This is a genomic window from uncultured Clostridium sp. (assembly GCF_963515715.1).
Classification (GTDB): Bacteria; Bacillota; Clostridia; order Clostridiales; family Clostridiaceae; genus Clostridium_AW.
Map to the genome: position 1 here is coordinate 53,991 of NZ_CAUPZS010000015.1, position 14,193 is coordinate 68,183.

Here is a 14,193-nt window from a genome sequence, read left to right on the forward strand (position 1 = left end):
AATTTAAGTTCATCGGTACTCGGTTTTTCAACCGCAAAGCGCTTTGTACTTCTGCAAAATATTATACTAGTGAATATATATAAATGCCGAAGACACAGCACCATTTTCAAACCTTAAGTTAAATTATTAGTTAATTATTTTTTCTTTGGTCTCTTAGCACCGTACTTTGATCTGCTCTGCATTCTGTTAGCTACTCCAGCTGAGTCTAACGCACCTCTAACGATGTGATATCTAACACCTGGAAGGTCTTTAACTCTTCCACCTCTTATTAGAACAACACTATGTTCTTGTAAGTTGTGTCCTATACCTGGAATGTACGCAGATACTTCGTAACCATTTGTAAGTCTTACTCTGGCAACTTTTCTTAACGCAGAGTTTGGCTTCTTTGGTGTACTAGTTTTTACTACTGTACATACTCCTCTTTTTTGAGGACACTGTTTTAATGCTGGTGCTGTGGATTGCTCCTTAATTGTCTTTCTGCCTTTTCTTACTAATTGGCTAATAGTTGGCATATTTACACCTCCTCAGTATAATATAAAAAATCTATTGATAAAATTTGTTGTAAGCTTATTCATTTATGATGACAGCTGTTGCTGATCCCACATCAATACCGCAAAGTCTTCCTAATTCCTTCATGGTATCTATAAATATAATTTCAAGGGAATTTTCTTCGGCAGCACTTTTTATTTGGTCATATATCTTTATATCTGCATCTTTTGCTATGTAAACAGTTTTACCACTGCCACTCTTTATAGCCTTTAAAGATTGCTTCAATCCCACAACCTTTTTTCCTTCAAGTCTGTCGAGCACTTCTGTTCCCCCCTATAAATATTGTGGAGAGACAAAGCCAAAGGCTCTGTCTCATTTTATAAACACCCAGAAGTATTTTATCACCTTAACGCTATCCTGTCAATAAATTAAACTTCTATTTCTTCATCTAATTCTGCATTTAAGGATTCAATATTTTCTACTTCTTCATCTTTTTCTGTGTTAATCCTTATTGATCTATATCTAGTCATACCTGTTCCTGCTGGAATCAGTTTACCTATGATTACATTCTCTTTTAGTCCTAATAAAGGATCAATTTTTCCTTTTATTGCTGCATCTGTTAATACTCTTGTTGTTTCTTGGAAAGATGCTGCGGATAAGAAAGAATCTGTAGCTAAAGCAGCTTTCGTTATTCCTAACAACGCTATTCTTCCTTTAGCCAATTCTCCACCCATAGCTTCTACTTTTTCATTTTCCTCATTAAAATCGAAAATATCAATCATAGTTCCTGGTAATAAATCAGTATCACCAGATTCTTCTATCTTAACTTTTCTTGTCATTTGTCTTATAACTACTTCAAGATGCTTATCATTTATATCAACACCCTGTAATCTATAAACCTTTTGAACCTCGGATAAAAGATAATTTTTAACACCCTTTACTCCCTTTATTCTTATGATATCATGAGGATTAACTGATCCTTCTGTTACTTCATCACCAGCATTTATCACGTCTCCATTAGATACCTTAAGTCTTGAACCAAATGGGATATCATAACTTACCTCTTCACCTGATTCCCCAGTTACAACTACAGTTCTCTTTTTCTTAGTTTCTTCAATTCTCGCTGTTCCTGCGATTTCTGAAACTATAGCCAATCCTTTTGGTTTTCTTGCTTCAAATAATTCTTCAACTCTTGGAAGACCTTGAGTTATATCCGCACCTGCAACTCCCCCTGTATGGAAAGTTCTCATTGTAAGCTGAGTACCAGGCTCTCCTATACTTTGTGCTGCTATTATACCAACAGACTCTCCTATATTAATCTTTTCAGCACTAGCCATATTCATTCCATAACATTTAGAACAAACACCATGTTTAGATTTGCATGTAAACACGGATCTTATCCAAACTTTTGTTACGCCAGCTTCTTCTATAGCATCTGCTGTCTTAGAATCAATATATTTATCTCTCTCTATAATAACTTCTCCTGTAGAAGGATTTAATATATCCTCTCCAGAATATCTTCCATGTAATCTTTCAGCTAATGTTTCAATAACTTCATTTCCTTCTTTAATTACAGAAACTTCATAGCCATCTTTAGTTCCACAATCTTCTTCCCTAACTATAACATCTTGGCTAACATCAACTAGTCTTCTTGTTAAGTAACCAGAGTCAGCAGTCTTTAACGCTGTATCAGCATTTCCTTTTCTAGCTCCGTGAGTTGATATAAAGTACTCTAAAACGTCAAGACCTTCTCTAAAGGATGATCTTATTGGCAACTCTATAATTTTACCAGAAGGATTTGCCATAAGTCCTCTCATACCTGCCAGCTGCTTAATCTGACTCTTAGAACCTCTGGCTCCAGAGTCTGCCATCATAAATATTGGGTTATAGTTATCTAGACTAGTCATAAGCGCATCTGCAATTTCATCTGTTGTTTTAGTCCATTTTTCTATAACTCTTTCATATCTTTCATCTTCAGAAATAAAGCCTCTTCTATACATCTTTTCAATTTTATTTACTGCCTCATCAGCTTCTGATAATAATCTCTTTTTATCTTCCGGAACTACCATATCCTCAGTAGCAACTGTTATAGCTCCTATCGTAGAATAATGGTATCCTTTAGCTTTTATATTATCCAACATAACAGATGTCTTAGTCGGACCGTGTTTCATATAACATTTGTTAATTATCTTACCTAAAGCTGACTTGTTAGCTAGAAAATCTACTTCTAATTTAAATTCATTTTCAGGTTTACTTCTATCTACAAACCCTAAATCCTGAGGTATTGATTCATTAAATATTAATTTTCCTGGGGTAGTATCAATTATTCCATATATAGTTTCCCCATCTTTTTCTTTTACAATTTTTACTTTTATATTTGAATGTATTGCAACTGCACCAACTTGATATGCCATTATAGCTTCATCAGATGATGAAAATACGGGAATTCTTTCCCCTGGATTTGATTCTTTACCTAAGGTTAAGTAATAGGATCCCAAAACCATATCCTGGGTAGGAACTACAACCGGCTTACCATCCGAAGGCTTTAAAATATTGTGAGCTGCTAGCATTAAAAATCTAGCTTCAGCTTGAGCTTCAACGGATAGTGGTACGTGTACCGCCATCTGGTCACCATCAAAATCTGCGTTATATGCAGTACATGATAATGGATGAAGCTTTATAGCTCTACCTTCAACCAATACGGGTTGGAAGGCTTGAATTCCTAGTCTGTGTAGGGTAGGGGCACGGTTTAAAAGCACAGGATGATCAGATATTACTTCTTCTAATACGTCCCAAACTTGAGGTTGAACTCTTTCAACCATTCTCTTCGCACTTTTTATGTTATGTGCCAATCCACCTTCTACTAATTTCTTCATTACAAATGGTTTGAATAATTCAAGAGCCATTTCTTTAGGAAGACCACATTGATACATTTTTAATTCAGGTCCTACAACTATAACTGAACGTCCTGAATAGTCAACACGTTTTCCAAGTAAGTTCTGTCTAAATCTTCCTTGCTTACCCTTTAACATATCCGATAAAGACTTTAATGGTCTATTTCCTGGTCCTGTAACAGGTCTTCCTCTTCTTCCGTTGTCTATAAGAGCGTCTACAGCTTCCTGTAACATTCTTTTTTCATTTCTTACAATGATATCTGGAGCTCCTAAATCTAGAAGTTTCTTAAGTCTGTTATTCCTATTTATAACTCTTCTATATAAGTCATTTAAATCTGAAGTAGCAAATCTTCCTCCATCTAATTGAACCATAGGTCTTAAGTCCGGTGGAATTACTGGTATAACATCAATAATTATCCAATCAGGTCTATTACCTGACTTTCTAAAGGATTCAACTACTTCTAATCTTCTTATTACTCTTATCTTCTTTTGACCAGTGCTTGTTTTTAGTCCTTCTTTAAGTTCTTTAGATAAACGTTCTAAGTCAATTTCTTCAAGTAATCTTTTAATAGCTTCAGCTCCCATTCCAGCTTCAAAACTATCTTCACCATATTTATCTATAGCTTCTCTATACTCTTTTTCACTTAATAGTTGTTTTTTGTCTAATCTAGTTTCCTTTGGTGAAAGAACTATATAAGAAGCAAAATACAGAACTTTTTCCAAAGACCTTGGTGACATATCTAGTATTAATCCCATTCTTGATGGAATACCTTTAAAATACCAAATATGAGATACAGGGGCGGCTAGTTCAATATGCCCCATTCTCTCACGTCTAACCTTTGACTTCGTTACTTCAACACCACATCTATCACAAACTATACCTTTATATCTGACCCTTTTATATTTACCACAATGACATTCCCAGTCTTTTGTTGGACCAAATATTCTTTCACAAAACAATCCGTCTCTTTCAGGTTTTAAAGTTCTATAGTTAATAGTTTCAGGTTTCTTTACTTCTCCTCTTGACCATTCTCTAATTTGTTCTGGTGAAGCTAAACCTATCTGTAAGGCATCAAAATTATTTAATTCAAACAAGGGTAATCCTCCCTTCAAATTAGTGTTCATCATTAAAATCATCTAATTCTAGATCATTTTCGAAATCATCCAATGGTAGATCTTCATAATCTATATCCACATCTTCATCTACATTTTCATTTTTCTCTTCATCTTCTACATACTCATCTGATGGTGTAGGTGGTACATATTCTTCTGTTCCTTCTATGTTAACTTCTAACTCTTCTAATTCATCCTCAACGGATTCCTTTAATTTTATTTCTTCATTGTCATCATTTAAGACTTTAACATCAAGACATAAAGCCTGTAACTCCTTAATTAAAACTTTAAAGGATTCTGGCACTCCTGGTTCTGGTATGTTTTCACCTTTTACTATAGCTTCATATGTCTTAACTCTACCAACAACGTCATCAGACTTAACTGTTAATATCTCCTGCAAAGTATGAGCAGCACCATAAGCTTCTAACGCCCAAACTTCCATCTCTCCAAATCTCTGACCTCCAAACTGTGCTTTTCCTCCAAGTGGCTGTTGTGTAACCAATGAGTATGGTCCCGTAGACCTAGCATGTATTTTGTCATCAACTAAGTGAGCAAGTTTTAATATATACATGTATCCTACTGTTACCCTGCTATCAAAAGGATCTCCAGTTCTTCCATCATATAAAACAGCCTTACCATCTCTTTCATATCCTGCTTCTCTTAAGCATTCATCTATTTCAGGTTCAGTTGCTCCGTCAAATACAGGGGTAGCAATATGCCAACCTAACTTAGAAGCAGCTAATCCTAAATGCACTTCTAATACCTGCCCGATATTCATACGTGATGGAACTCCTAGTGGATTTAAGCATATTTGAAGAGGTCTTCCATCTGGTAAGAATGGCATATCTTCCTCTGGTAATACTCTTGAAATAACACCCTTATTACCATGTCTTCCAGCCATCTTATCCCCAACGGATATTTTTCTCTTCTGTGCAATATAACATCTTACTAGTTTATTTACCCCTGGAGGTAATTCATCTCCGTTTTCCCTAGTAAATACTTTAACATCAACTATTATTCCAGCTTCCCCGTGTGGAACTCTAAGAGAGGTATCTCTTACTTCTCTAGCTTTCTCACCAAATATAGCTCTTAATAGTCTTTCTTCTGCTGTAAGCTCAGTTTCTCCCTTTGGAGTTACTTTTCCAACTAATATATCTCCTGACCTTACCTCTGCACCTATTCTTATTATTCCTCTTTCATCTATATCCCTTAAGGCGTCTTCCCCTACATTTGGGATATCTCTAGTAATTTCTTCTGGTCCTAGTTTTGTATCTCTAGCTTCTGCTTCATATTCTTCAATATGAATAGAAGTAAACACATCATTTTTTACTAACTCTTCAGAAATAAGCATAGCATCCTCGTAGTTATAGCCTTCCCAAGTTATAAAACCGATTCTTATGTTCTTACCTAATGCTATTTCTCCTAAATCCGTTGATGGTCCATCTGATAATACTGTTCCTTTTTCAACCCTGTCTCCCTTGCTTACAATTGGTCTTTGATTTATACATGTACCTTGGTTTGACCTTTTAAATTTAAGCAATCTACATGTGTCGATGCCTCCATCTGAATCTCTTTTAACCCTTACTTCATTTGCACTTACATAAACTACTGTACCTGCATTTTTAGCTTTAGGAAGAACTCCAGAATCTACTGCAGCCTTATATTCTATACCAGTACCTACTATTGGAGCCTGAGGCTTTAATAAAGGAACCGCTTGACGTTGCATGTTAGATCCCATAAGAGCACGGCTGGCATCGTCATTTTCAAGGAAAGGTATCATAGCCGTTGCAACAGATACAATTTGTCTTGGAGAAACGTCCATGTAGTCAACTTCATTCTTTGGAATTACAAGGATATCCTCTTTATCTCTAACTGTTATTTTATCATCTATAAAATAACCATTATCATCTAAAGGCTCATTTGCCTGTGCAACTAAATATCTATCTTCTTCATCGGCAGTCATATAAACTATTTCCTTTGTTACTCTGCCTTCTTTTTTATCTATTTTTCTATAAGGTGCTTCTATAAAACCATATTCGTTAACTCTTGCATAAGTAGCTAATGAGTTTATCAATCCTATATTCGGTCCTTCCGGAGTCTCTATAGGACACATTCTTCCATAATGAGAGTGGTGAACGTCTCTTACCTCAAAACCTGCTCTCTCTCTTGAAAGCCCTCCTGGTCCTAAGGCTGATAATCTTCTCTTATGAGTTAACTCAGATAACGGGTTGGTTTGATCCATGAATTGAGAAAGCTGTGAACTACCAAAAAATTCTTTGATAGATGCTGCAACCGGTCTAATGTTAATTAAGGCTTGTGGAGTGATAGAGTTTTGGTCTTGAATAGTCATTCTTTCCTTTACAACTCTTTCCATTCTTGAAAGACCAATTCTAAATTGGTTTTGCAACAATTCTCCTACAGATCTTAATCTTCTATTTCCCAAATGGTCAATATCATCTGTGTATCCTACATAATATGGCAATCCTAATTCATAACTTACCGTTGCATATATATCATCTCTGATTATATGTTTAGGGATTAAATTATGAATATTCTTCCTGATTTGCTCTTTAATTCCATCTTTATCTGTATAATTGTTCAATATCTCTCTTAATGTTGGATAGTGAACTAACTCCTTGATATTCAAATCTTCTATATCAAAGTCTACAAAACTATGTATATCAACAAAGTTATTTCCAATAACTCTTATAATTCTTTCGTCAACTTTTATATCTACAGAATTAACACCGCAATTCTGTATTTCTAAAGCTTTTTCCCTGTCTATTTTTTCATCTTTTTGTACTAATATTTCACCAGTTTGTGGGTTTACTATATCTTCAGCTGAGATTTGATTTGCTATTCTTATAGATAGGGATAACTTTTTATTAAATTTATATCTACCTACTCTAGATAAGTCATATCTTTTTGCATCAAAAAATAAAGATTCTATAAGAGCCATAGCACTATCCACAGTAGGAGGTTCGCCTGGTCTTAATCTCTTATATATTTCAAGTAAAGCTTCTTCCTTGCTCTTTGTATTATCTTTTTCTATAGTAGCTTTTAATCTTTCATCTTCACCAAAAAAATTAATAATTTCGGTGTCTGTTTCATAATCTAGAGCCCTTACAAGAATTGAGATAGGTAACTTTCTAGTTTTATCAATTCTAACATATATAATATCGTTAGAATCTGTCTCATATTCAAGCCAAGCTCCCCTGTTAGGTATTACTGTTGCAGAAAATAATTCCTTACCTGTTTTATCTAGAGCTACATCATAATATACTCCTGGTGATCTAACAAGCTGACTGACTATTACTCTCTCCGCACCATTAATGATAAATGTTCCCTGATCAGTCATGAGAGGAAAATCTCCCATAAATACTTCCTGCTGCTTAACTTCTCCAGTTTCCTTATTTATCAAACGTACATTAACTTTTAATGGAGCCGCATAAGTAGCATCTCTTTCTTTACATTCTTCAACTGAATATTTGATATTATCCATATCTAGTTTGTAACCTACAAACTCTAAATTAAGATTACCGGTGTAATCCTGGATAGGATTAATATCATCGAAAACTTCTTGAAGGCCTTCTTTTAAAAACCATTCGTAAGAATCCAATTGAAGCTCAATTAAGTTAGGCATTTCACCAACTTCTTTGAGCTTAGAAAAACTCATTCTAGTTCTTTTCCCAACTTGGACAGGATGTACCATTAAATTTCACCCCTTGCATAAAGTAAAAATAACCACAAACATTTTTGTATGTTTCTGGATTAATTATGTTGCATCTTAATAGTATAACCATTTTTATGTAAATAATTCACTTACATAAAACTCATTTAATTATTCATTTTTTATATAATCAATGCAATTTATTATGTTATCATAATAATAAACTATTGTCAATCACTATTCAAGCAATAACTTACTTATTTAAAAAAGAGGTACTTATTATAACAGTACCTCTTTTTATACCCTTTAATTAAGGATTATTTTAATTCTACAGTTGCTCCAACTTCAGCTAATTTAGCTTTCATAGCTTCAGCTTCTTCTTTAGCTATACCTTCTTTTAGTGTCTTAGGAGCTCCATCAACTATTTCTTTAGCTTCTTTTAATCCTAATCCAGTTATTTCTCTAACTGCTTTTATAACTTTGATTTTTTCTGATCCAGCGCTAGCTAATATAACGTCGAATTCAGTTTTTTCTTCTGCAGCTCCGCCTGCAACAGCTCCGCCTGCAACAGCTACTGGAGCAGCAGCGCTTACTCCAAATTCTTCTTCACATGCTTTTACTAATTCATTTAATTCTAGAACACTCATATCTTTTATAGCTTGAATGATTTCTTCTCTAGTCATTATTACGCACCTCCAAATTATTCCTTTTTAATTAAGCTTCTTCAGATTCTTTCTTTTCTTTTATAGCATTCAATAAATATGCTAAATTTGATACTGGAGCTTTGAAGCTTCCTAGAAGTTTTGCAAGTAATACTTCTCTTGGTGGTATTGCTGCAAGTTGCTTAACTTTGTCTGCATCATATACTTCACCTTGAACTACTGCACCTTTTAGCTCTAATTTTTTAACTTCTTTAGCGAAGTCATTTAAAATTCTCGCTGGAGCAGTTGGATCATCATATCCAAAAGCAATTGAAATCGGTCCTTCTAAGTATTCAACGACACCTTCATGACCTAATTCCTTTGCTGCTAGAATACTTAAAGTATTTTTGTATACCTTGTATTCTACTCCTTCTTCTCTTAGCTTCTTTCTTAGCTTTGTATCTTCTTCAACTGTTAGTCCTTGATATTTAGCTAATACGATTGCCTGAGCTTTTTCCATTTTCTCTCTTATCTCAGCAACCTTAACTTCTTTTAATTGTCTATTTTTGCTCACTGTGTGTCCACCTCCTCACAGTTTAAACTGTATATAAAATTAAAGGTTCCTCCCGTAGACATGGAGAAACCAATTATATATCTAATATAAATATATTGGAACCCTCGGTAGGTTGGCTTACCGTTACGCTTTCGCACCTACTGTCTACGGAGTATTTACTTATTCAATCCTTAAAAGGATATCAAATTCTCAATTTATTGTCAATACTATTCAAGAACTTTTACTGGATTAATTTTAATTCCAGGTCCCATAGTGCTTGAAACAGCAACTGATTTAATGTATTGACCTTTAGCTGCAGCTGGTTTAGCTTTAACTATAGCTTCCATTAAAACTTGGAAGTTATCCATTAACTTTTCAGATCCAAAGGATTTCTTTCCAATTGGAACGTGAATTATAGCAGTTTTATCAACTCTATATTCAACTTTACCAGCTTTGATATCAGCTATTGCTCTAGCTACATCAAATGTAACTGTACCTGATTTTGGGTTTGGCATTAATCCCTTAGGTCCTAATACTCTACCTAATCTACCAACTAATCCCATCATATCTGGTGTAGCAACAACTACATCAAAATCGAACCAGTTTTCTTTTTGAATTTTATCGATGTATTCTTCAGCACCAACATAATCTGCTCCTGCTGCTTCAGCATCTTTAGCTTTATCGCCCTTTGCGATTACTAAAATTCTAACTTTCTTACCAGTTCCGTGAGGAAGAACAACTGCTCCTCTTACCTGCTGGTCTGCATGTCTTGGGTCAACACCTAATCTTATAGCAATTTCAATTGTTTCATCAAATTTTGCTTTTGAAGTTTTTACTGCAAGATCCACTGCTTCAACTGGTGTATATAATGTATTTTTTTCAACTAATTTAGCACTTTCAATATAATTCTTTCCCATACTTAACCTCCTTCGTGGTATTAACGGTTTTTACCTCCCACAATTTTAAACGGGGTAAAACTATTAATTATTCTTCAACAGTTACACCCATACTTCTTGCTGTACCAGCCACCATTCTCATAGCAGCTTCTAATGATGCAGCATTTAAGTCTGGCATTTTAGTTTCAGCAATCTGCTTAACTTGTTCTTTAGTAATCTTAGCAACTTTTGTCTTATTTGGAACACCTGAACCACTTTCGATTCCTGCTGCTTTTTTAATAAGAACTGCTGCTGGAGGAGTCTTTAGTATAAAACTAAAAGATCTATCCTGATATACTGTTATTACTACTGGTATTATTAAACCAGCTTGGTTTGCAGTTTTAGCATTAAAGTCCTTAGTAAACGCCATGATGTTTACTCCATGCTGACCAAGAGCAGGTCCTACTGGTGGTGCTGGAGTTGCTTTTCCTGCAGGAAGTTGAAGTTTTATCATTCCTGTAACTTTCTTAGCCATATTTACACCTCCTATAAATGTGGTAATACGGATATAATCCTCCCACTTAATTGAGACTTTCGTCTCTTCTTTAGTCTAGTTTATCTATCTGATTGAAATCAAGTTCAACAGGTGTTTCCCTGCCGAACATATTAACTAGCACCTTAACTTTTTTCTTTTCTACATTAATTTCTTGGATAACAGCGGAGAAATTTTCTAAAGGTCCTGAAATTACCATTACAGTTTCTCCAACTTCTATATCTAAATCTATATGTTTATCCACAATACCCATGGATGCTACTTCATCATCTGTTAACGGAACAGGCTTTGATCCTGGACCAACAAATCCAGTAACTCCTCTGGTATTTCTAACAACGTACCATGAGTCATCTGTCATCATCATTCTTACTAACACATAACCCGGAAACTTCTTCTTCTGAGTTACTTTCTTCTTACCATCTTTAATTTCCACTTGTTCCTCTATAGGAACTTGAACATCACTTATCCAGTCATGAAGATTTCTGTTTTCAATAGTCTTTTCTAAATTAGCCTTAACTTTATTTTCATATCCTGAATATGTGTGCACTACATACCATCTAGCTTTCTCTGCCATAATCTAAGGGACGGGAATCTCTCTCGACCCCTACCTCCTTTTGCTATATTATTTATAGACGATTTGTGACAATTTATTAAAGCCAAAATCTATCAAACCTACAGCTACCATGTAAATCAAACAAAACGTCAACGCAACAATAGTAGCTTTTTTCACTTCTTCTCTAGAGGCCCATGTAATTCTTTTAAACTCGCCTTTTACCCCTTTTAAAAAGTTAATAATGCCTCCATTTTTTTGTTTAGCACTATTCTCCTTTTTAACAACCTCTGTTTTTTCTCTCACATTAACACTCATTTCTTCACATCCCTGAATAAAATAATGCCTTTATAGACTATTTTGTTTCTTTATGAACTGTGTGTTTGCGACAAAATTTGCAATACTTTCTCATTTCTAATCTGTCTGGGTCATTTTTCTTGTTTTTCATTGAATCGTAATTTCTTTGCTTACATTCAGTGCAAGCTAAAGTCATCTTTATTCTCATATCCTACACCTCCTGGTACTAAAACTGAATATTTATATAAATCGCAGGGATATATACTACTAATTTCATGCATTACCTTAATAATTTAACATAATTCATTTTATATGTCAATGTAATTTAGCAAATTGAATTATATAGAAATTTAATCCTTAAAAGGACTAGGTCTAGAAACCCAGTCCCCTAATTAAATTATTCAATTATAGTAGTAACAACTCCTGAACCTACTGTTCTTCCACCTTCTCTGATCGCGAATCTTAATCCTTCATCCATTGCTATCTGAGTGATTAATTCTACGTCCATGTCAATGTGGTCTCCTGGCATTACCATTTCTACTCCTTCTGGTAATTTGATTGATCCTGTTACGTCTGTTGTTCTGAAGTAGAATTGTGGTCTATATCCGTTAAAGAATGGAGTGTGTCTTCCACCTTCTTCTTTCTTTAATACGTATACTTGACCTACGAATTTTTGGTGTGGCTTTACTGTGTTTGTTGCTGATAATACTTGACCTCTTTGGATGTCATCTCTTTGTACTCCTCTTAATAGAGCTCCGATATTATCTCCAGCCATTGCACTGTCTAGTAACTTTCTGAACATTTCTATTCCTGTACAAACTGTCTTTTTCTTTTCTTCGCTTAATCCTACGATTTCTACTTCGTCTCCTACTTTTAGGATTCCTCTTTCAACTCTTCCAGTTGCAACTGTTCCTCTTCCTGTGATTGTAAATACGTCTTCTACTGGCATTAAGAATGGTTTGTCAGTTGCTCTTTCTGGTGTTGGGATATAGCTATCTATTGCTGCCATTAAGTTCATTATAGGTTCTGTTGCTGCATCATCTGTTGGGTTTTCTAATGCTTTTAATGCTGATCCTACAACTATTGGTGCATCGTCTCCTGGGAAACCATATTCACTTAATAATTCTCTTACTTCCATTTCAACTAATTCTATTAGTTCTGGATCGTCTACCATATCTGCTTTGTTTAAGAATACTACTATGTATTCAACTCCAACTCTTGATGCTAGTAGTATGTGTTCTCTTGTTTGTGGCATTGGACCGTCTGCTGCACTTACAACTAAGATCGCTCCATCCATCTGTGCTGCTCCTGTTATCATGTTCTTTACATAGTCCGCGTGTCCTGGGCAGTCAACGTGTGCATAGTGTCTGTTTTCTGTTTCGTATTCTACGTGGGATGTGCTGATTGTGATTCCTCTTTCTTTTTCTTCTGGTGCCTTATCTATTTGGTCATAGTCGAATGCATCTGCGAATCCCTTGCTTGCTAATACTGTTGTGATTGCTGCTGTTAATGTTGTCTTACCGTGGTCTACGTGTCCTATTGTTCCTATATTTACGTGTGGCTTATTTCTCTCAAATTTTGCTTTTGCCATTTTTTGTTCCTCCTTTATTTATATACATATTTCATAAGTAAACTTACCCTAGTGTGTTGTGGTTAATATATAAAATATTGGAGCCCATGACCGGGATTGAACCGGTGACCTCCACCTTACCAAGGTGACGCTCTGCCTACTGAGCTACATGGGCAATTGAGTCATTAATTATTATCAAGAGTATTTATGTACGTCACAAAATTATGAACGTATACCGATTATTAATTTTAATACATGAAGCTTATTTTGTCAATATAAAATTATCTTATATTTAAGCATTTTTCAAGCTTTCTTTTTACTCTTTGCAAAGCATTATCTATAGACTTTGCATGTCTATCTAAATCACAAGCTATTTCTTGATATGATTTCCCATCTATGTATGACATAAGCACTTCCATCTCTAAGTTAGATAGAACCTCGCCAATCTCATTTTGTATATATCCCATTTCTTCTCTACTTATTATCAATTCCTCTGGGTCAGTTATTTTAGACTCAGATAGTATATCCATCAGGGTTCTGTCCGATTCCTCATCATATATTGGTTTGTTTAGTGAAATATATGTATTTAATGGGATATGCTTCTGCCTTGTAGCCGTTTTTATAGCAGTTATTATCTGCCTAGTCACACAGAGTTCAGCAAATGCTTTAAATGAAGATAACTTATCTGGTTTAAAATCTCTTATTGCTTTGTAAAGTCCAATCATCCCCTCTTGATATATATCTTCTTTATCTGCCCCGATTAGAAAATAAGATTTAGCTTTAGACTTTACAAAGTTTTCATACTTGTTTATTAAATACTCTTGTGCTCTTACGTTTCCCCTTTTAGCTTCAATAACAATTTCCTCGTCTAACATTTCATTAAAGGAAACATTCATATTCCTGCTCTTCTCCTCATTAACCCCGTTTCCCACAATATCCCCCCTAGAAAGTATACTCCAGCTTAAATTATACATTACCATCCCTTTTA

The 14,193-nt window shown here is 34.8% G+C and carries 13 protein-coding genes, 1 tRNA gene and 1 other annotated feature; all 14 genes read right to left on the minus strand.

Features of this window, described 5'->3' with window-relative positions; translation table 11 throughout:
* Positions 1–134 precede the first annotated feature (134 nt).
* Positions 135–512 carry a 30S ribosomal protein S12 gene (rpsL, locus tag RYO54_RS11650; protein WP_315118797.1) on the minus strand — a complete coding sequence of 126 codons (378 nt, stop codon included), beginning with the start codon at positions 510–512 and terminating at the stop codon, positions 135–137.
* 55 nt (positions 513–567) lie between these two features.
* The gene (locus RYO54_RS11655) at positions 568–810 is read right to left on the minus strand and encodes a ribosomal L7Ae/L30e/S12e/Gadd45 family protein (RefSeq protein ID WP_315118798.1); all 243 of its coding nucleotides are present in this window, start codon (positions 808–810) and stop codon (positions 568–570) included.
* 107 nt (positions 811–917) lie between these two features.
* Positions 918–4,478 (minus strand): DNA-directed RNA polymerase subunit beta', encoded by a 3,561-nt coding sequence (gene rpoC, locus RYO54_RS11660; RefSeq protein ID WP_315118799.1) that lies wholly within the window; start codon positions 4,476–4,478, stop codon positions 918–920.
* Between the two features lie 19 nt (positions 4,479–4,497).
* The gene (gene rpoB, locus RYO54_RS11665; RefSeq protein WP_315118801.1) at positions 4,498–8,208 is read right to left on the minus strand and encodes a DNA-directed RNA polymerase subunit beta; all 3,711 of its coding nucleotides are present in this window, start codon (positions 8,206–8,208) and stop codon (positions 4,498–4,500) included.
* 275 nt (positions 8,209–8,483) lie between these two features.
* Positions 8,484–8,849, minus strand: coding sequence for a 50S ribosomal protein L7/L12 (rplL, locus tag RYO54_RS11670; protein WP_315118803.1), 366 nt, complete (start codon positions 8,847–8,849; stop codon positions 8,484–8,486).
* A gap of 31 nt (positions 8,850–8,880) precedes the next feature.
* A complete protein-coding gene (gene rplJ, locus RYO54_RS11675) occupies positions 8,881–9,381 on the minus strand; it encodes a 50S ribosomal protein L10 (protein ID WP_315118806.1) in 501 nt (166 codons plus the stop codon).
* A 29-nt stretch (positions 9,382–9,410) separates the two neighbouring features.
* Positions 9,411–9,549 (minus strand) — a sequence feature (ribosomal protein L10 leader region).
* Positions 9,550–9,587: 38 nt separating this feature from the next.
* Entirely contained in the window at positions 9,588–10,277 is a 690-nt protein-coding gene (gene rplA, locus RYO54_RS11680; protein WP_315118808.1) for a 50S ribosomal protein L1, read from the minus strand.
* 67 nt (positions 10,278–10,344) lie between these two features.
* A complete protein-coding gene (rplK, locus tag RYO54_RS11685) occupies positions 10,345–10,770 on the minus strand; it encodes a 50S ribosomal protein L11 (RefSeq protein ID WP_315118810.1) in 426 nt (141 codons plus the stop codon).
* A 70-nt stretch (positions 10,771–10,840) separates the two neighbouring features.
* Complete coding sequence (nusG, locus tag RYO54_RS11690; RefSeq protein ID WP_315118813.1) at positions 10,841–11,362, minus strand: transcription termination/antitermination protein NusG; 522 nt, start codon at positions 11,360–11,362, stop codon at positions 10,841–10,843.
* Between the two features lie 48 nt (positions 11,363–11,410).
* Positions 11,411–11,656 (minus strand): preprotein translocase subunit SecE, encoded by a 246-nt coding sequence (gene secE / locus RYO54_RS11695; RefSeq protein ID WP_315118814.1) that lies wholly within the window; start codon positions 11,654–11,656, stop codon positions 11,411–11,413.
* A 37-nt stretch (positions 11,657–11,693) separates the two neighbouring features.
* Entirely contained in the window at positions 11,694–11,843 is a 150-nt protein-coding gene (rpmG, locus tag RYO54_RS11700) for a 50S ribosomal protein L33 (RefSeq protein ID WP_216439591.1), read from the minus strand.
* A 189-nt stretch (positions 11,844–12,032) separates the two neighbouring features.
* Complete coding sequence (tuf, locus tag RYO54_RS11705) at positions 12,033–13,226, minus strand: elongation factor Tu (RefSeq protein ID WP_315118793.1); 1,194 nt, start codon at positions 13,224–13,226, stop codon at positions 12,033–12,035.
* Between the two features lie 78 nt (positions 13,227–13,304).
* Positions 13,305–13,380, minus strand: a tRNA-Thr gene (locus tag RYO54_RS11710).
* Positions 13,381–13,486: 106 nt separating this feature from the next.
* The gene (sigH, locus tag RYO54_RS11715) at positions 13,487–14,185 is read right to left on the minus strand and encodes an RNA polymerase sporulation sigma factor SigH (RefSeq protein WP_315118871.1); all 699 of its coding nucleotides are present in this window, start codon (positions 14,183–14,185) and stop codon (positions 13,487–13,489) included.
* Between the last annotated feature and the right edge of the window lie 8 nt (positions 14,186–14,193).